A 17955-nucleotide genomic window follows, 5' to 3' on the forward strand; every position below is an offset into this window, starting at 1 on the left:
CCGGAAGGCATGATCGAATAGACTATACACTGCAAGTATAATCGCTGTGTATAGTCCCGGCATGCCTTCTGCGACCAAGAAGATGAACAAAACGGGGAACAGGTTCCGAGCTGCGCTGATGGCGGGGGCAGCGGCTGTGGCGCTGTCGCTGACCGGCTGCGGATCACTCGACACGACCGCGCCAAGCGCGGCTCGGAACCAGGCCGCGGCCACCGCCCAGGCGGCCCGGTTCGGGACCGTCGACTGCCGCGAGGCCAAGTGCGTCGCGCTCACCTTCGACGCGGGCCCGAGCGAGCACTCCGCCCGGCTGCTCGACATCCTCAAGGAGAGACAGGTCCCGGCGACCTTCTTCCTCCTCGGCAAGCGGCACATCGAGAAGTACCCGGAGCTGGTGAAGCGGATGGCCGACGAGGGCCACGAGCTGGCCAGCCACACCTGGGACCACAAGATCCTGACGAAGCTGAAGCCCGAGGAGATACGCGAGGAGCTGGAGCGCCCCAACACGGAGATAGAGCGGCTCACCGGGCAGAGACCGACACTGATGCGCCCGCCGCAGGGCCGGACGAACGACACCGTCCACGGCATCTGCCGTGAGCTGGGCATGGCGGAGGTGCTGTGGAGCGTGACCGCCAAGGACTACACGACGAACGACTCCGCGCTGATCCGAAAGCGCGTGCTCGACCAGGTGTCCCGGGACGGGATCATCCTGCTGCACGACATCTACGACGGCACCGTCCCGGCCGTGCCCGGTATCGTCGACGCGCTGAAGGCGCGCGGCTATGTGTTCGTGACCGTGCCCCAGCTGCTGGCCCCGGGGAAGGCCGAGCCGGGGAAGGTGTACCGCTGAGGCCCTTCGGGGCTTCTTCTACCAGGTGAGGCGCAGGCGGTACGGGGAGCGGTGGATCATCGTGGGCCGCATCTCGACCGGTTGGTCGTCCGCCAGCCGCAGCCCCGGCAGCCGCCCGGTCAACTCCTCCAGGGTGAGCCGGAGTTGCTCACGCGCGAGCTGGGAGCCGGGGCAGCCGTGCACACCGAACCCGAAGGCGACGTGGCGCGCCGGGGTGCGGGTGATGTCGAACTCGTCGGCGCGCGGATGACGGGCGGCGTCCCGGTTGGCGCCGCCGAAGGCCACGAACACCGTGGCGCCCGGCGGGAGTTGCGTACCGGCGAGATCGACGGGGCCGGTGGTGACCCGGCGGAATCCCTGGAGGGCGCTGTCGTAACGGGCGGCCTCCTCGACCGCCGCCGGTATCCGCTCCGGCTCGGCGCACAACAGCTCCCACTGCGCCCGGTGCCGCAGCAGGTGCAGGACCGTCGTGCCGATGAGCGCGGTGGTGGTGAGATGCCCGGCGATCAGCAGGTTCTGGAGGTGGGCGACGAGTTCGTGGCGGTGCTCCAGGGTGAGTTCACCGGGTTCGGCCACGGAGGCGACGAGCTCCGTGCACAGGTCCTCGCGAGGGTCGGCGTGCCGTTCCCGCACATACCGCTCCAGCGTGCGCTGCATCGCGACGACGTCCTCGGCGGCGGCGATCTGCTCGGCCTCCTCCAGGGGACGGAACAGCAGCTCCTCGGCACGGTGGCCGCCGTGCACGACGCCGGGCACGTCCTCCGGATCGAGGCCGACGACACGGCCGATGACATCGCCGGGAAGCCGTCCCGCGTACGCCGACATCAGCTCGACCTCGCCGTCCTTCGCGAACCCCTCGACCAGCTCGGCGGCGCGCCGGGCGGCGTACGGCAGGACGGCGGCGACCCGTGCCGGTGAGAGCCCGCGGACGATCGGCGCGCGCAGCTCCTGGTGCCGGGCGCCGTCGGAGGTGACCACGACGGGCCGCCCGCCGAAGCCGCCGCCGAGGACGGCGAGCGCGGCGGGCGAGGGCAGCACGTCCGGAACGAGCGCGTTGGCCGACGAGAAGTCCTCGGGCCGGCGGAGGACTTCCCGCACATCGGCGTCCCGGGCGACCAGCCAGGCGTCCAGCTCGTCGACATACGTCAACCCGTCGGCGTGCCGCGCGCGCTCGTAGTGCGGATAGGGGTCGCGCTGCAACTCATCGCGTCTGCCCAGCAGTTCACGGTCCACGGAACGCCCTCCGGCCGCCGGTGGTGCGGGGTCGGGCTCATGGTGCCGTACGGGTGGAGGGATGCGATAGACGTCATCGGGCATGCCTGTCGCCGGTTCACCGGGTTCGGCCCGTTCCTCCCGTACATCCGACGACCGCCGACCGGGCCACGTAGGTGAGCCCGCCATGAATACGGCGCTGAGCTGGCCGGATTCCCTAAGATCGGCGCGTGGTCACCTTTCTCCTCGAACGCACGCCACCGCTTCCGACCGACGAGGCCTGGCGCCGCCTCACGGAGTGGCCCCGCCATGGCGACGTGGTCCCGCTGACCCGCGTCACGGTGGAGACCGCGGGGCCGACGGGCGTGGGCACGGTCTTCGTGGCCCGCACGGGGGTCGGCCCGCTCACCTTCGACGACCGCATGGAGGTCACGGTGTGGCGGCCGCCGGCGTCCGGTACGGCCGGACTGTGCCGGCTGGAGAAACGGGGCCGGCTGGTCACCGGCTGGGCCGAGATCGAGGTGGGTCCTGGGCCGGGCGGGCGCAGCCGGGTGGTGTGGCGGGAGGAGTTGGGGTTCCGGTTTCTGCCGGGGGTGGTGGATCCGGTGGTGCGGAGGGTGGCTCGGTATGTGTTCGGGCGGGCGGTGAACCGGTTGTTGCGGTGGGCGTGACGGGGTGGGCGCGCAAGGCGGCCTTCGCCCCCGCCACAGCCCCTCAGGCCACCGACCCGATCCGCCCCACCGCGGAAGACGTCGCGTCGTGATGGATCGGCGTATGCGCCCCTGTCAGCGAAACCCCGCTCCCCCCACGCCGGTTGGCGACGATCTCCGCCCCGATCGACAGGGCCGTCTCCTCCGGTGTGCGGGCGCCCAGGTCCAGGCCGATCGGGGAGCGGAGGCGGGCCAGTTCCAGTTCTGTCACGCCGACTTCGCGGAGGCGTTCGTTGCGGTCGAGGTGGGTGCGGCGGGAGCCCATCGCGCCGATGTAGGCGACCGGGAGGCGGAGGGCCAGCCGGAGCAGGGGGATGTCGAACTTCGCGTCGTGGGTGAGGACGCACAGGACCGTGCGGGCGTCGACCTCCGTGCGCTCCAGGTACTCGTGGGGCCACTCGACGACTATCTCGTCCGCCTCCGGGAAGCGGGCCTTCGTCGCGAACACGGGCCGGGCGTCGCACACCGTCACGTGGTAGCCCAGGAACTTCCCCACCCGCACGAGCGCCGACGCGAAGTCGATCGCGCCGAAGACGATCATCCGGGGAGCCGGCACCGAGGACTCCACGAGGACCGTCAGCGGGGACCCGCAGCGGGACCCCTGTTCGCCGATCTCCAGGGTGCCCGTGCGGCCGGCGTCCAGGTAGGCGCGGGCCTCGGCGGCCACCGTGCGGTCCAGTTCGGGGTGGCCGCCGAAGCCGCCGTCGTACGAACCGTCCGGACGGACCAGCAGCGCGCGGCCCATCAGGTCCGAGGGGCCCGACACGATCCGCGCGACGGCCGCCGCCTCGCCCGAGGCCCCCGCGGCCAGCGCCGCCGCCACCGCCGCACGGACGGGGTCTGCCGACCGTACCGGCGTGACCAGGATGTCGATGATGCCGCCGCAGGTCAGACCGACCGCGAAGGCGTCGTCGTCGCTGTAGCCGAAGCGTTCGAGGACCGACTCCCCGTCCTGGAGCGCCTGTTGGCACAGCTCGTACACCGCGCCCTCCACACAACCGCCGGAGACCGAGCCGATCGCCGTGCCGTCGGCGTCCACCGCGAGCGCGGCGCCGGGCTGGCGAGGGGCGCTGCCGCCGACGGCCACCACGGTGGCCACGGCGAAGTCGCGTCCCTGCTCGACCCACCGGTGCAGCTCTTCGGCGATGTCCAGCATCTCTCGGTCTCCTTCACAACAGCGGTCGTATGCAAGGGGGCGGCTAGTGCACGCCCATCCAGCTCTCAAGGGGATTGAGGGCGAAATAGACGAAGAAGATCACTGTCAGGGCCCACATGAAGGCCCCGATCTCCCGCGCCTTGCCCTGGGCGACCTTGATCGCGACGTACGAGATGACACCAGCGGCGACACCCGCCGTGATCGAGTACGTGAACGGCATGATGACGACGGTCAGGAAGACCGGGATCGCGGTCGCGCGGTCCGCCCAGTCCACATGCCGTGCGTTCATCATCATCATCGCGCCGATGACCACCAGGGCCGCCGCCGCGACCTCGCCCGGCACGATCGCCGTCAGCGGGGTGAAGAACAGACAGGCCGCGAAGAACAGGCCGGTGACGACCGAGGAGAGGCCCGTGCGGGCTCCCTCGCCCACGCCGGTCGCCGACTCCACGAACACCGTCTGGCCCGAGGCTCCCGCGACGCCGCCGATCGCGCCGCCGGCGCCGTCGATGAACAGGGCCTTCGACAGGCCCGGCATCCGGCCCTGCTCGTCGGCCAGCTTGGCCTCGGTGCCGACGCCGATGATCGTGGCCATCGCGTCGAAGAAGCCGGCCAGCACGAGCGTGAAGACGATCATGCCGACCGTCATCGCGCCGACCTCGCCCCATCCGCCGAACTCGACATTGCCGAAGATCGAGAAGTCCGGCATCGAGACCGCGCTGCCGTGGAGTTCGGGAGCGCCGCTCGCCCACTGCTTGGGGTCGATGACGTCGAGGGCGTTGAGCACCACGGCCAGGACCGTGCCACCGACGATGCCGATCAGGATCGCGCCGGGGACCCCGCGCGCCTGGAGCATGAAGATCGCGAGCAGGGTCACCGCGAACAACAGCACCGGCCAGCCCGCGAGTTCGCCCGCCGGGCCGAGCGTGACCGGGGTCGCCTCGCCCTGGTGCACGAAGCCGGCCTTGTAGAAGCCGATCAGGGCGACGAAGAGGCCGATGCCCATGGTGATCGCGTGCTTGAGGGCCAGCGGGATGGCGTTCATGATCATCTCGCGGAGGCCGGTGACGACCAGCAACATGATGACCACGCCGTACATCACGCACATGCCCATGGCCTGCGGCCAGGTCATCACGGGAGCGACCTGCGAGGCGAGCACTCCGGAGACGGAGAGGCCGGCGGCGAGGGCGAGGGGCACCTTGCCGAAGAAGCCCATGAGCAGGGTGGTGAGGGCCGCCGCGAACGCGGTCGCGGTGATCAGCGCCTGCTGGCCGAGCGTGGCCCCTGCCGCGTCCTTGCCGGACAGGATCAGGGGGTTGAGCAGCAGGATGTACGCCATCGCCATGAAGGTGGTCGTACCGCCGCGCACCTCGCGCGCGACCGTGGATCCCCGCCTGGATATGTGGAAGTACCGGTCGAGCCAAGACCGTCCGGCCGGGACGCGGGTGCCTTCGCCCGCGTCTTCGGCAACGGTCTTCGGCTCCAGTGACTGCTGGGTCATGTGGGCCTACTCCCAAGGTTCAAAGGGGCACCCGTACCAACCGCCGTTGCGGCTACGGGATTTGGGAAGGTGCTTCGGCCGCACGACCCGGGGGACGGCCCGAGACGAACGATCAGGATCTGGAACTGGGACATGCTCCAAGTGCCGCGAGCGGTGCGGGACCTGGTGCTCCGGGCGGCGCGGTGAAGTGTGACGTTCCCGCGCGCCGCCCGGAGAGCTTTGCTACGCCGTGCCCGTGAGGTGTTCGGGCCGTACCGGCGTGCGGTTGAGCTCCAGCCCGGTCGCGTTCCGGATCGCCGCGAGGACGGCCGGGGTGGACGACAGGGTGGGGGCCTCGCCGATGCCACGGAGCCCGTAGGGGGCGTGGTCGTCGGCGAGTTCGAGCACGTCGACGGGGATGGTCGGCGTGTCGAGGATGGTGGGGAGGAGGTAGTCCGTGAAGGAGGGGTTCTTGACCTTCGCCGTCTTGGGGTCGACGACGATCTCCTCCATCACAGCGATACCCATGCCCTGGAGGGTGCCGCCCTGGATCTGGCCGATGACGGACAGCGGGTTGAGCGCCTTGCCGACGTCCTGGGCGCAGGCCAGTTCGATGACCTTGACCAGGCCGAGCTCGGTGTCGACCTCGACGACCGCGCGGTGCGCGGCGAAGGAGTACTGGACGTGGCCGAAGCCCTGACCGGTGCGCAGGTCGAAGGCCTCGGTCGGACGGTGCCGCCACTCCTCCTCGACCTCGACGCTCTCGCCTTCGAGCACGTCGACCAGGTCCGCGAGGACCTCGCCGCCGTCGGTGACGACCTTGCCGCCCTCCAGGAGCAGCTCGGCGGTGGCCCAAGCGGGGTGGTAGGAGCCGAACTTGCGGCGCCCGATCTCCAGGACCTTCTCCCGGACCAGCTCGCAGGAGTTCTTGACGGCGCCGCCGGTGACGTACGTCTGACGCGACGCGGACGTCGAACCGGCGCTGCCCACCTGGGTGTCCGCCGGGTGGATCGTCACCTGGGTGACGCCCAGTTCGGTGCGGGCGATCTGCGCGTGGACGGTGACACCGCCCTGGCCGACCTCCGCCATGGCGGTGTGGACGGTCGCGACGGGCTCGCCGGCGATGACCTCCATGCGCACCTTGGCGGTGGAGTAGTCGTCGAAGCCCTCGGAGAAGCCGACGTTCTTGATGCCGATCGCGTAGCCGACACCGCGGACGACGCCTTCGCCGTGCGTGGTGTTGGACAGACCGCCCGGCAGCTGGCGTACGTCGGCGGCCTCGCCGGCCGCGAGCCACTGCTGCTCCGGCGGCATCGGCATCGCCTTGACGCGGCGCAGGAGTTCGGCGACCGGGGCCGGGGAGTCGACCGGCTGGCCGGTCGGCATGATCGTGCCCTGCTCCATCGCGTTGAGCTGGCGGAACTCCACCCGGTCCATACCGACCGCGTCGGCCAGCTTGTCCATCTGCGCCTCGTAGGCGAAGCACGCCTGGACCGCGCCGAAGCCGCGCATGGCGCCGCAGGGCGGGTTGTTGGAGTAGAGGGCGATGGCCTCGATGTCGACGTCGTCGACCACGTACGGGCCGATCGACAGCGAGGAGGCGTTGCCGACGACCGCCGGGGAGGCGGAGGCGTACGCGCCGCCGTCCAGGACGATGCGGCACTTCACGTGGGTGAGCTTGCCGTCCTTCGTCGCCCCGTGCTCGTAGTACAGCTTCGCCGGGTGGCGGTGGACGTGCCCGAAGAAGGACTCGAAGCGGTTGTAGACGATCTTCACGGGCTTCCCCGTGCGCATCGCCAGCAGGCACGCGTGGATCTGCATCGACAGGTCCTCGCGGCCGCCGAAGGCGCCGCCGACGCCGGACAGCGTCATCCGGACCTTGCTCTCGGGCAGGCCGAGGACCGGGGCGATCTGCTTGAGGTCGCTGTGCAGCCACTGGGTGGCGATGTAGAGGTGGACGCCGCCGTCCTCGTCCGGCACCGCGAGACCCGACTCGGGGCCGAGGAAGGCCTGGTCCTGCATGCCGAAGGTGTACTCGCCCTTGACGACGAAGTCGGCCCTCTTCGCGGCCGCTTCGGCGTCGCCGCGGAAGATCGGCTGGCGGTGCACGATGTTGGGGTGCGGGACGTGGCCGATGTGGTGGTCGTCGCGGTTCTCGTGGACGAGGATCGCGTCCGGCGCGGTCGCGGAGGCCTCGTCGGTGATGACGGGCAGTTCGCGGTAGTCGACCTTGATCTTGGCGGCCGCGCGGCGCGCGGTCTCCGGGTGGTCGGCGGCGACGATCGCGACCGGCTCGCCGTGGTGGCGGACCTTGCCGTGCGCGAGGACCGGGGTGTCCTGGATCTCCAGGCCGTAGTTGCGTACGTCGGTGGGCAGGTCGTCGTACGTCATGACGGCGTAGACGCCCGCCATGGCGAGGGCCTCGCTCGTGTCGATGGACACGATCTCGGCGTGCGCGACGGTGGAGCGCAGGATCTGCCCCCAGAGCATGTCCTCGTGCCACATGTCGGAGGAGTACGCGAACTCACCGGTGACCTTGAGGGTGCCGTCCGGGCGGAGCGTGGACTCGCCGATGCCGCCCTTGGTCTGCGAACCCTGGGTGATCTTGGTGGGCGCGCCGCTGGTGGGTTTCGTGGGCATGGTCAGACCGCCTCTCCCTGCCGGGCGGCCGCGAGACGGACCGCGTCCATGATCTTCTCGTAGCCGGTGCAGCGGCACAGGTTGCCCGACAGCGCCTCGCGGATGTCCGCGTCGCTCGGGTTGGGGATGCGCTCCAGCATCTCGTCGGCGGCGACCAGCAGACCCGGGGTGCAGAAGCCGCACTGGACGGCGCCGGCGTCGATGAACGCCTGCTGGATCGGGGAGAGTTCGGTGCCCTCGCCGGTCTGCGAGTCCTGCCCCTTGGCCGCCCACTGCTGGGCTTCCTGGACGGACGTACCCGACGTGCCCGCCGTACCGCAGGCGCCGGAGGCGCAACCGCCGTGCTCGGCGCGCTGCTTGGCGAAGTCCGCGAGGCCCTCGACGGTGACGACCTCGCGGCCCTCGACCTGGCCGGCCGCGACCAGGCACGAACACACCGGCACCCCGTCAAGGCGGACCGTGCAGGAGCCGCACTCGCCCTGCTCGCAGGCGTTCTTGGAGCCGGGCAGGCCCAGGCGCTCGCGCAGGACGTAGAGCAGGCTCTCGCCCTCCCAGACGTCGTCGGCTTCCTGCGGACGGCCGTTGACCGTGAAATTGACGCGCATTACGCGACTCCCTCCGTGGTGGCGGCGGTGCCGCGGTACGACTCCCAGGCCCAGGTCAGGGTGCGGCGGGCCATGATGCCGACCGCGTGGCGGCGGTAGCTGGCCGTGCCCCGGACGTCATCGATCGGGTTGCAGGCGCCGGAGCACAGGTCCGCGAACTGCTTGGCGACCGACGGGGTGATGATCTTTCCGTTGTCCCAGAAGCCGCCCTCTTCGAGCGCCGCGTTCAGGAACTCCTCCGCGGCCTTGGCCCGCACGGGGGTGGGCGCCGCCGAACCGATGCCGGTGCGGACGGTGCGGGTCTCGGGGTGCAGGGCCAGACCGAAGGCGCACACGGCGATGACCATGGCGTTGCGCGTACCGACCTTGGAGTACTGCTGCGGGCCGTCGGCCTTCTTGATGTGGACGGCGCGGATCAGCTCGTCGGGCGCGAGCGCGTTGCGCTTCACGCCGGTGTAGAACGCGTCGATCGGGATACGGCGGCTGCCGCGCACCGACTCGACCTCGACCTCGGCGCCGGCCGCCAGCAGGGCGGGGTGGGCGTCGCCGGCCGGGGAGGCGGTGCCGAGGTTGCCGCCGACGCCGCCGCGGTTGCGGATCTGCGGGGAGGCGACCGTGTGCGAGGCGAGCGCCAGGCCCGGGAGCTCGGCGCGCAGGTTCTCCATGATGTGGGTGTACGGGACGGAGGCCCCGAGCCGCACGCTGTCCTCGCCGACCTCCCACTCGGTGAGGTCGGTGACGCGGTTCAGGTCGAGCAGGTACTCGGGCCGCCGGTGGTCGAAGTTGATCTCGACCATCACATCGGTGCCGCCCGCAATGGGCACAGCGGTGGGGTGCTCAGCCTTGGCGGCGAGCGCCTCCTCCCAGCTGGCGGGGCGAAGGAAGTCCATGACCGGCTCTCTTCTTCGTCTCGTGGGTCGTTCAGATTGAGCCAGATCGGGTGCGGCGGTACCGGCTCGTTCATGTGCTGTTTACGCGGAGTGGGCTCAGTACACAGCGCGGTGCTCCGACCGGGTCAGTCACGGAAACTCTGAAGGAGTTGGCTGGTCGGGGCGGTCATCTTGTAGATTCGTATGAACGGAGGTCCTCAGTAACCTCCATGTTTTCCTGTGGAAACGCGCGACACAGTGGGCGTGACCTGGGACACAGCCCGGAAGGCCGGGAGACGTGCCCTTCGGCCCACGTGACGGGCTCCTGTCACCACAAGACCCTCCCTGTTCATCGTAGATTTCGAGACAAAGATCGGCGGCGACGAGAATGCGGCTGCGCGCACTGCTGGACACCGACGCGCTGGGCCTGCGGCTGCTCGGCGGCGAGGACGAGCTGGATCGCACCGTGCGGGGTGTGATGACCACCGACCTCCGGGACCCGAGCCGCTACCTCTCGGGCGGGGAGCTGGTCCTCACGGGCCTGGCCTGGCGCCGGGACGCCGGTGACTCGGAGGCGTTCGTACGGATCCTGGTGCAGGCCGGGGTGGCCGCGCTGGCCGCCGGCGAGGCCGAGCTGGGCGCCGTGCCGGACGACCTGGTGCTGGCCTGCTCCCGGAACCGGCTGCCGCTGTTCGCGGTGCACGAGTCGGTGGCGTTCGCGACGATCACCGAGCATGTCGTACGACAGGTCTCCGGCGAGCGCGCCGGGGACCTCGCCGCGGTCGTGGACCGGCACCGCCGGATGATGACCTCGGGCCCGGCGGGCGGCGGCCCGGACGTGGTCCTGGACCTGCTCGGCTCGGACCTGGACCTGCGGGCCTGGGTGCTGTCGCCGACCGGGCGGCTGATCGCGGGCTCGAAGACCACGGGCCCGGCGCTGCCCGCCGACATCTGCGCGAAGCTCGCCGCCGAGCATCTGGCCGCCGCCCGCACCGGCCGCCGCGGACCGCACCGGCTCACCCTCGGCTCGACGACGTACTCGCTCTTCCCGGTCCGCAGCAGCGGCCGCTCCCCGCAGGGCTCGCGGGACGTACGCGAGACGGTGCTGTCGGACTGGCTGCTGGCCGTCGAGGCGGACGCCGGGGACTGGCCCGAGGAGCGCCTGGACCTGCTCCAGGGCGTCACCCAGCTGATCTCGGTCGAACGGGACCGCAGGGACGCGGCGCGCACGGTCCGCCGCCGCCTCGCCCAGGAGGTCCTGGAGCTGGTCCAGACGGGTGCCGCGCCCGCCGAGATCGCCGCGCGTCTGCGGGTGGCCGCCCCCGTGCTGCTGCCCGGGCTCGGGGCGGCCCCGCACTGGCAGGTCGTCGTGGCCCGCGTGGAGTGGGACGGCGGCGACATCGAGGGCGGCGCGGTCGCCCAGTCGCTGCTGGAGGAGATCCTGGTCGACCCGCTCTCCACCGGCCCCGAGCACTCCGACCGCATCGCCGTGGCCCACACCGGCGACGAGGCCATCGCGCTCGTGCCGCTGCCGGCCGTGTCGACCGAGCACGACGGATCGGAGGCGGGGATCCTCGCCGATGTGCTCCTGGAGTCCGTACGGGATCCCCTCGCCGCCGGTCTGGACGACGACGGCCGGGTCACGCTGGGCGTGAGCGCGGCCGTGCACTCGGCGGAGGGGCTGCGGGGCGCGCTGGAGGAGGCGCGGCACGCCCGGCGGGTTGCGGCGGCGCGGCCGGGCCGGGTGTGCGCGGCGGGCCACCAGGAACTGGCCTCGCACGTCCTCCTGCTCCCGTTCGTGCCGGACGACGTCCGCAGAGCCTTCACCGCGCGGCTGCTGGACCCGCTGCGCGACTACGACCGCCGCCATCGCGCGGAACTGATCCCGACCCTTGAGGCCTTCCTCGACTGCGACGGTTCGTGGACGCGGTGCGCGACCCGTCTCCACCTGCACGTCAACACGCTGCGCTACCGGGTGGGGCGAATCGAGCAGTTGACGAGTCGTGACCTGTCGCGGCTGGAGGACAAGCTGGATTTCTTCCTGGCGTTGAGGATGAGCTGAAACCTGGCGGGGCCGGGGATCCCACGACTTTGTGAAATCCTTCACCCACCCCCTTGGCCGGGCCACGGAATTCGTGCTGAGATGCGGCCACCACTCAACAGCTCAATGGTGTGCCGGGGAGGGCGAGGTGGCGTATACCGCCATGTCTGGTAACGGAACGACCCCTGACGATCCACTCCAGACCGCGGTATGGCGGCTGCGCTCACGCGCGTGCTGGGTCGACGCGGCGGCGCTGCTCCAGCCGGTGGAGGCGGACTCGGCGGTTCAGCGGGCGTCCTTGCTGGTCGAGCGATGTCTCTACACCGAGCAGGGCTGGCAGGACGCCGAGGACGCGCTGCGGATCGCGGAGGCGCTGGCGCACACCGACGAGGAGCGAGGTGCGGCCGCTTGTGAACGCGGGCACCTTGCGTACGCCGCCACGCTGCACGGGGTGCGGGACCGGGCCGACGAGGCGCGGGCGGCGCTGGGGCGGGCGGCGGCGTTGATTCCTCCGGGAGCGCCGGGGCGGGCGTTGCTGGACTTCCGGCGGGGGTTGCTGGCGGAGAACCTGGCGCGGTCGCCGCAGTCGGCGCGGGCCGCGTACCGGCGGGCGCATGCGGGGGCGGTGGCCCATGCCGACCCTCTGCTGCTGTCCTTCACCTGGCGCCATCTCGCCGGACTCGCCCTGCGTGACGGTGAGTTGGCCGAGGCGCGGCACGGCTTCGCCGAATCCCTGCGGATCCGTGAGGAGTTGGGCTACCTGGTGGGGACCGCCCCGGCGCTGGCCTCCCTCGCGGACGCGGAAGTCGAGCCGGAGGCCTCGCGGTTGCGGGAGGAGGCTCGGCGGTTGTTCCGGCTGCTGGGCGGGGTGCCCACGTGGCTGTCCCAGCAGCTGGCCCCACCGCCGGCGGCGACGGCCTGAAGGTCCGGGGCTTTCTTCGCCCCCGCCGCCCCTACCCGTCCCGTCCCTGGGGGCTGCGCCCCCAGACCCCCGCTTCGGCCCTGAAGGGGCCTCGTCCTCAAACGCCGGACGGGCTGGATATGGCTGAGCTGAATTCAGCCCCTCCGGCGTTTGAGGAGCGGGGGTCCAGGGGGCAGCGCCCCCTGGGAGCGGGGTCGAAGGGGCAGCGCCCCTGGGGATGGGAACGGGTAAGGGCGGCGGGGGCGAAAGAAGCTCTCAGCCGGCGCCTGTGAAGTGTTCGGCCACCAGTACGCGCACCACATCCACGTCCCCGGCGATCAACGCGTCCAGCAGCGCCGTGTGTTCCGCCGCGTCCGCGACGAGTGCCGCCCGGCCGCGGGACGCCGGCGCGCCGACGAGGGGCCACTGGGCGCGGCGGTGGAGTTCGTCGGCGATCTGGACGAGTTGGTCGTTGCCGGCGAGGGCGAGGACCGCGCGGTGGAAGGCGCGGTCGGATTCCGCGTACGCGGCGCGGCTGCCGGTCGACGCGGCCCGTACCGTCGCCTCCGCCAGCGGCCGCAGCTCGGCCCACCGCTCGACGGACACGGTCCGTGCCAGCCGCAGCATCACCGGCACCTCGATCAGCGCGCGCACCTCGGCCAGCTCACCGAGCTCCCGCGCCCCCCGCTCCACGACCCGGAACCCCCGGTTGGGCACGACCTCGACGGCGCCTTCGAGGGCGAGCTGCTGCATGGCCTCGCGGACCGGAGTGGCGGACACCCCGAAGCGGTCACCGAGGACGGGCGCCGAGTAGACCTCGCCGGGTATCAGTTCACCGGAGACCAGCGCGGTCCGCAGGGCGTCGAGTATCTGCCCGCGCACGGAGGCCCGCTGCACGACGGGACGGACGGGCGGCTCGGCGGGCGGCCGGTCGGCACGGACCGGCGGGGCGACGGCGTCGTCGGTACGGGTGCGCTCGGTACGGGGCTCCGGCACCCCGCCCTGGGGTCGCGGGCGCGCCACGCCGGCCGGGGGTACGGACGGCTCGGGACGCGGCCGCTCGCCGTGCGTGTGCTCCCCCCTCGCCGCGGTGAGCTGCGGCGGGACACGTACCGCGGGGGGAACCCCCGTCCCGGTGGAGCCCTGCGCGCTCGGCTTCACGGGTCCTCCTCCGGACGTGTCGGTACTTGGGGTCATTACGGCGGGTTGTTACTCGTCCGTCAAGCACCTTAGGCGCAGAAGCCCCTGGTTCAAATCCCGGCGATCTTGGGTAAGGTTAGGCTTACCTTCAAAACAGTCGTACAACTGTCTTGGATCGGTGGTTCCCGCATGACCGTGCGCACCTCGGCCCTCACGGACGCCTACAACCGTCTGACCGAGGCTTTCCCGGGATTCACCGTCGCGGAGCTGGACAGCGGGGACGAGGCCCCTCGGGGCGGCGGTTGGGTCACCGCCACCTCGCTCGCGGAGGGCGGGGCCGGCCTCGACGCCTTTCTGGCGTGGGACGACGCACAGGTACTGCGGGACCACGGGCGCAGCGGGCGCCCGGACGTCATAGCGAGCTTCGGACTGCACCGGTACGCCTGGCCCGCCTGTCTGCTGATCACCGCACCGTGGTTCCTCCAGCGCCGGGTGCCGCGCTTCCCCGTGACGCATGTCTCGTACGACCGGACCGAGGGGCCGATGACCTTCGCCGTGCGGACCGGTGACTTCGCCTGTCTGCCCGGCGATCCCGCCGCCGCGCTGCCCGGTGCCCGCGTCGTGCCGGACGAGGAGGCGCTGCGGGCCGAGGTGCGGGAGGCGATCGCCGAGCACCTGGAGCCCGTGCTCGGCGGATTCGGGCCGCGGATGCGGCGGCGCGGGCGGGCACTGTGGGGCATGGTGACCGACGAGATCGTCGAGGGGCTCTGGTACGTCGCCCAGCTGTTCGGCGAGAGCGAGCAGGCGCGGGCCCAGCGGGAGCTGGAGCTGCTGCTGCCGGGCTCGACGAAGCCGTACGTCGGCGCGGCGGCCTTCCGGCAGCTGACGGGACCGCGCGGCGAGGCGCTGCCCACCCGGGACCGGGCCAGCTGCTGCATGTACTACACGCTGGAGCCCGAGGACACCTGCGCCACCTGCCCGCGCACCTGCGACGCCGACCGGGTCGTCAAACTCCTGGCCGAAGCCGCCAGTTGAGGACCCCTCGGGCGCGGGCCGCAGCGGACGTCCCGTAAGATCATCCGTGAACAGGGCTGTCCCTCGGTTACAGGCGATTCACAATTTCCTCACCTGGCGCAGGAACTTTCCGTGGAACCACCCGTACGGGTAGTCTTATTCGAACTCAACTCCCGCCCCTCACGCGGCAGTTCGAGCAGAAAGCCGCCCTGGGCATTCCCTTGCACCTCCTTGGCGGCCTCTTGCCCCGAAACCCCCTGAGGGCCAGTGGGATTGGGCCACTATGGCGGGCGTTACGCCCTATCCCAATGCAAGGGACCCCAGATGAGACTGACCGACATATCGCTGAACTGGCTGCTTCCGGGCGCCGTACTGCTCCTGGGCATGCTGGCAGCGATGGCGGTGCTGGCGCGCGGCAAGCGGTCCGCCGGGGAGCACGCGAAGACCGAGGATTCCTGGGAGCGCAGCGAGGAGCGCCGCAGGCGCAAGGAAGCCATATACGGAACGGCCTCCTACGTACTCCTCTTCTGCTGCGCCGCCGTCGCGGCCGCACTCTCCTTCAAGGGCCTCGTCGGCTTCGGTGAGCAGAACCTGGGCCTGGACAACGGCTGGCAGTACCTGGTGCCGTTCGGCCTGGACGGCGCTGCGATGTTCTGCTCCGTCCTCGCGGTGCGCGAGGCCAGCCACGGTGACGCGGCCCTCGGCTCCCGGATACTCGTGTGGACGTTCGCGGGTGCCGCGGCCTGGTTCAACTGGGTGCACGCGCCCCGGGGCCTCAGCCACGCGGGCGCCCCGCACTTCTTCGCCGGCATGTCCCTCTCGGCGGCCGTCCTCTTCGACCGCGCGCTGAAGCAGACCCGCCGGGCCGCCCTGCGCGAGCAGGGTCTGGTGCCGCGTCCGCTGCCGCAGATCCGCATCGTCCGCTGGCTGCGGGCGCCCCGCGAGACCTACAAGGCCTGGTCGCTGATGCTGCTGGAGAACGTGCGCAGCCTGGACGAGGCGGTCGACGAGGTCCGCGAGGACAAGCGCCAGAAGGAGACCGCCCGACTGCGCCGCCGCGAGCAGGAGCGCATGGAGCGCGCCCAGCTCAAGGCCATCAGCCGCGGTCACCGCGGATTCATCGGCCGCGGTGGCGGTCGGCCGGGAGAGGCCCAGGCCGCCCTGGAGCGCGGCTCCGACATGGTCACCGCGGAGCCTGCCATATCGACGCCGGAGCAACTGCCCGTACGCTCACGGCCGTCCCTGCAGCCCGTCCGCAAGGGTACTGACCCCATCACCGTCGACCTCACCGCGGAGGACGACACCATGGCCCTGCCGCGCCTCGACTCCCTGGAGCGCAAGCTCAAGGACCTCGAGCAGCAGTTCGGCTAGGCCTTCGGGCACCACGGGAGGGGGGTACGGCTTCACGGCCGTACCCCCCTCCCGTTCGTCAGGGAACCGGCGTCATGCCGTCCCGGCGTCGAGTTCGAACCACACCGCCTTGCCCACCCCGTGCGCCCGCACGCCCCACGCGTCCGCGAGGGACTGGACCAGGACCAGGCCCCGGCCGTGCGTACCGTCGTCGGCGTTCGGTACGCGCAGTCTGGGCCGGCGGGCCACGAAGTCCCGTACCTCGACCCTGAGGCCGGCGGGTCCGACGGTGGCCGTCAGCACCGCGTCGTGATCGGTGTGGATGAGCGCGTTGGTCACGAGCTCACTGGTGAGCAGTTCCGCTATCTCCGATCGCCCCGGCCTCCCCCATTGCCGTAACAACTCCCGCAGCGCCCTGCGTACTTCGGGCACCGCCCGCAGGTCCGCCTTGCCGAGTCTGCGCCTGAGCTGAGACGCCTGCGCCTGATCCCCGGCGCCCGCGGCCACGTCCTCCACTGTCTGTGCCGAGAAGGCCCCGATCGCCATGGGACCGCCTCCTCGCGCCTGCCTCTTCATGACCCCCGCCCGCGTGCCGATGTCGGTTCCCCTCCTGCTCGAACACGTTCACGGGATCCATGCCCCGTCGGACACGCGGCAGTCATGTCGAATCGTCAACGACCAGGTGTTCGGCCACGGTTGGGCTGCGCCGGAGCAGGGGCGGACGGATCGTGATCGGGGGCGCGCGGGACGGTCGGGCGCCGATGATGGTGGGACGGGAGTGCGCGGTGGGGCCGCTCGTACGGCGTGGCCGGTGCGGGGTGGTGTGCCGGTGGTTCCGGCAGGTGGCATGTGCTGCCCGGCGCACCGCGACCGGGCGCTCGGCGAAGTACCGGGAAACCGCTGGTCGATGCGGAGGTTCCGGTGGGGCTGCCACGAAGGGGCCCACGACCTGCGCCGCCCCGGTCCTCTCCCGCGCACAGCGGTCCGCGCGCTCCCGGGCGTCCCCGGGAGGCGTACGCCCGCGGATCGTCGTGTGCCGCTCGACGGCGGCGAGCCGGTGCGTCCGCCCTCGCGGGTCGCGGCCGACCCGGTGCTCCGATCCGGCTCCGGGTCTGCGCGCTGCGGCGACATGGTGACCGCGGGGCCTCGCACCTACCGTCCAGGGCGGACTGCCGATCCGGGCGTAGGCGGCGAAGCCATGGGGCGGCTGTGCCTGGACGCCTCGGGCGGAGCGGTTCTTTGCCCGCCGTTGAAACTGGCCTGAACTCACCGCTTCCGCACCTGATGTCACACAGCGGGAGCCGCCCTCCCGTACCCCCGTAGCAGGAGGGCGGCTCCGCTTCTTCGGTTGGTCTCACATGCGGCGACGGTCTCAGTAGAGCTTGTCGACCGCGGTGGTGGTCGTCTTCTTGAAGGCCTTCACCGGCGCGTGGGCGAGGTCGCCCATCTGTCCCCACTGCACGACGGTGACGGTCCGCCCGTCCCGGCCGACCGACAGCAGGTGGACGTCGGAGGCGCCCCAGGAGGTGACGGTGTGCAGACCGTGGACGCGGGCGCCCTCCTCCACCGGCAGCGTGCCGTAGCTCTTGTACGTGGCGTCGGTCTCCGGGTCGGCCTCCTCGACGCGCGCGGCGCACTCGCGCATCTCCTTGTTCAGACGGTCGGCGAGGGCCTTGGCCTTGGCGGTGCTGCCGACGACGATCGTGAGCTGCTGGGCGTTGGTCTCCAGATCCGTGGTGAACGGGCGGTACCGGGAGTCGTAGCCGGGCAGCGTCTCCCTCAGACAGCCCAGGAACTCGTCCGGGACGCCGTCGGTGACCTTGCCCGCCTTCCATGTGGAGGAGGGGTGCGGCGGCAGTTGGGCCGCCGACAGGAACTTCGGCGCGGCCTGCGGTGCGGCGTCCGCCGGTGCGGCGAGCGTCGCGCCGAGGGCGAGGCCCGTGGCGGCGACGGCGAGCAGCGCGCCGGCTCGGGTGCGCATGGACATGGG

The 17955-nt window shown here is 71.4% G+C and carries 15 protein-coding genes; 6 read left to right on the forward strand and 9 right to left on the reverse strand.

Annotation, left to right across the window (positions count from 1 at the left end; translation table 11 throughout):
- Nucleotides 1–61: 61 nt before the first annotated feature.
- Nucleotides 62–847 (forward strand): polysaccharide deacetylase family protein, encoded by a 786-nt coding sequence (locus ACFY0U_RS06500; protein ID WP_388631141.1) that lies wholly within the window; start codon nt 62–64, stop codon nt 845–847.
- Nucleotides 848–865: 18 nt separating this feature from the next.
- Here the strand turns inward: ACFY0U_RS06500 and ACFY0U_RS06505 are convergent, their stop codons facing one another.
- Nucleotides 866–2080, reverse strand: coding sequence for a cytochrome P450 (locus tag ACFY0U_RS06505; protein WP_388631144.1), 1215 nt, complete (start codon nt 2078–2080; stop codon nt 866–868).
- A gap of 209 nt (nt 2081–2289) precedes the next feature.
- On the opposite strand from ACFY0U_RS06505, the gene ACFY0U_RS06510 reads away from it, so the two are divergent.
- Nucleotides 2290–2730: an SRPBCC family protein gene (locus tag ACFY0U_RS06510; protein WP_388631147.1), complete on the forward strand. Its 441-nt coding sequence runs from the start codon at nt 2290–2292 to the stop codon at nt 2728–2730.
- A gap of 43 nt (nt 2731–2773) precedes the next feature.
- Here the strand turns inward: ACFY0U_RS06510 and ACFY0U_RS06515 are convergent, their stop codons facing one another.
- The 5 genes from ACFY0U_RS06515 to ACFY0U_RS06535 all read right to left on the reverse strand — a co-directional run bounded on the left by ACFY0U_RS06515 (nt 2774) and on the right by ACFY0U_RS06535 (nt 9540).
- Nucleotides 2774–3925 carry an XdhC family protein gene (locus tag ACFY0U_RS06515; RefSeq protein ID WP_388631149.1) on the reverse strand — a complete coding sequence of 384 codons (1152 nt, stop codon included), beginning with the start codon at nt 3923–3925 and terminating at the stop codon, nt 2774–2776.
- Between the two features lie 43 nt (nt 3926–3968).
- A complete protein-coding gene (locus ACFY0U_RS06520; protein WP_388631152.1) occupies nt 3969–5426 on the reverse strand; it encodes an NCS2 family permease in 1458 nt (485 codons plus the stop codon).
- 222 nt (nt 5427–5648) lie between these two features.
- Entirely contained in the window at nt 5649–8045 is a 2397-nt protein-coding gene (locus ACFY0U_RS06525; RefSeq protein ID WP_388631155.1) for a xanthine dehydrogenase family protein molybdopterin-binding subunit, read from the reverse strand.
- A gap of 2 nt (nt 8046–8047) precedes the next feature.
- Entirely contained in the window at nt 8048–8650 is a 603-nt protein-coding gene (locus ACFY0U_RS06530; protein ID WP_388631158.1) for a (2Fe-2S)-binding protein, read from the reverse strand.
- The gene (locus ACFY0U_RS06535; RefSeq protein ID WP_388631160.1) at nt 8650–9540 is read right to left on the reverse strand and encodes an FAD binding domain-containing protein; all 891 of its coding nucleotides are present in this window, start codon (nt 9538–9540) and stop codon (nt 8650–8652) included. Before ACFY0U_RS06535 ends, ACFY0U_RS06530 begins: the two co-directional genes overlap by 1 nt.
- Nucleotides 9541–9907: 367 nt before the next feature.
- On the opposite strand from ACFY0U_RS06535, the gene ACFY0U_RS06540 reads away from it, so the two are divergent.
- Together ACFY0U_RS06540 and ACFY0U_RS06545 are read left to right on the forward strand one after the other, a co-directional pair.
- Nucleotides 9908–11581, forward strand: coding sequence for a PucR family transcriptional regulator (locus ACFY0U_RS06540; RefSeq protein WP_388631163.1), 1674 nt, complete (start codon nt 9908–9910; stop codon nt 11579–11581).
- Between the two features lie 127 nt (nt 11582–11708).
- Entirely contained in the window at nt 11709–12482 is a 774-nt protein-coding gene (locus tag ACFY0U_RS06545; RefSeq protein ID WP_388631166.1) for a hypothetical protein, read from the forward strand.
- Between the two features lie 255 nt (nt 12483–12737).
- Here the strand turns inward: ACFY0U_RS06545 and ACFY0U_RS06550 are convergent, their stop codons facing one another.
- The gene (locus ACFY0U_RS06550) at nt 12738–13622 is read right to left on the reverse strand and encodes an FCD domain-containing protein (protein ID WP_388631169.1); all 885 of its coding nucleotides are present in this window, start codon (nt 13620–13622) and stop codon (nt 12738–12740) included.
- Between the two features lie 168 nt (nt 13623–13790).
- On the opposite strand from ACFY0U_RS06550, the gene ACFY0U_RS06555 reads away from it, so the two are divergent.
- The gene (locus tag ACFY0U_RS06555; RefSeq protein WP_388631171.1) at nt 13791–14636 is read left to right on the forward strand and encodes a (2Fe-2S)-binding protein; all 846 of its coding nucleotides are present in this window, start codon (nt 13791–13793) and stop codon (nt 14634–14636) included.
- Nucleotides 14637–14939: 303 nt separating this feature from the next.
- Nucleotides 14940–15986 carry a DUF2637 domain-containing protein gene (locus tag ACFY0U_RS06560; RefSeq protein ID WP_388631173.1) on the forward strand — a complete coding sequence of 349 codons (1047 nt, stop codon included), beginning with the start codon at nt 14940–14942 and terminating at the stop codon, nt 15984–15986.
- A 72-nt stretch (nt 15987–16058) separates the two neighbouring features.
- Here ACFY0U_RS06560 and ACFY0U_RS06565 read toward each other — a convergent pair whose 3' ends face one another.
- Both ACFY0U_RS06565 and ACFY0U_RS06570 read right to left on the reverse strand, forming a co-directional pair.
- Nucleotides 16059–16511: an ATP-binding protein gene (locus tag ACFY0U_RS06565; RefSeq protein ID WP_388631175.1), complete on the reverse strand. Its 453-nt coding sequence runs from the start codon at nt 16509–16511 to the stop codon at nt 16059–16061.
- 826 nt (nt 16512–17337) lie between these two features.
- Nucleotides 17338–17952, reverse strand: coding sequence for a hypothetical protein (locus ACFY0U_RS06570; RefSeq protein WP_388631177.1), 615 nt, complete (start codon nt 17950–17952; stop codon nt 17338–17340).
- Nucleotides 17953–17955: the final 3 nt, after the last annotated feature.

The organism is Streptomyces sp. NPDC001536 (genome assembly GCF_042894505.1).
Taxonomy (GTDB): domain Bacteria; phylum Actinomycetota; class Actinomycetes; order Streptomycetales; family Streptomycetaceae; genus Streptomyces.

Bases quoted from the DNA above. Each gene is read 5' to 3' on its own strand.
- ACFY0U_RS06500 (WP_388631141.1), top strand. From the start codon at position 62: ATGCCTTCTGCGACCAAGAAGATGAACAAAACGGGGAACAGGTTCCGA.
- ACFY0U_RS06515 (WP_388631149.1), bottom strand. From the start codon at position 3,925: ATGCTGGACATCGCCGAAGAGCTGCACCGGTGGGTCGAGCAGGGACGC.
- ACFY0U_RS06520 (WP_388631152.1), bottom strand. From the start codon at position 5,426: ATGACCCAGCAGTCACTGGAGCCGAAGACCGTTGCCGAAGACGCGGGC.
- ACFY0U_RS06525 (WP_388631155.1), bottom strand. From the start codon at position 8,045: ATGCCCACGAAACCCACCAGCGGCGCGCCCACCAAGATCACCCAGGGT.
- ACFY0U_RS06530 (WP_388631158.1), bottom strand. From the start codon at position 8,650: ATGCGCGTCAATTTCACGGTCAACGGCCGTCCGCAGGAAGCCGACGAC.
- ACFY0U_RS06535 (WP_388631160.1), bottom strand. From the start codon at position 9,540: ATGGACTTCCTTCGCCCCGCCAGCTGGGAGGAGGCGCTCGCCGCCAAG.
- ACFY0U_RS06540 (WP_388631163.1), top strand. From the start codon at position 9,908: ATGCGGCTGCGCGCACTGCTGGACACCGACGCGCTGGGCCTGCGGCTG.
- ACFY0U_RS06555 (WP_388631171.1), top strand. From the start codon at position 13,791: ATGACCGTGCGCACCTCGGCCCTCACGGACGCCTACAACCGTCTGACC.
- ACFY0U_RS06560 (WP_388631173.1), top strand. From the start codon at position 14,940: ATGAGACTGACCGACATATCGCTGAACTGGCTGCTTCCGGGCGCCGTA.
- ACFY0U_RS06565 (WP_388631175.1), bottom strand. From the start codon at position 16,511: ATGGCGATCGGGGCCTTCTCGGCACAGACAGTGGAGGACGTGGCCGCG.
- ACFY0U_RS06570 (WP_388631177.1), bottom strand. From the start codon at position 17,952: ATGTCCATGCGCACCCGAGCCGGCGCGCTGCTCGCCGTCGCCGCCACG.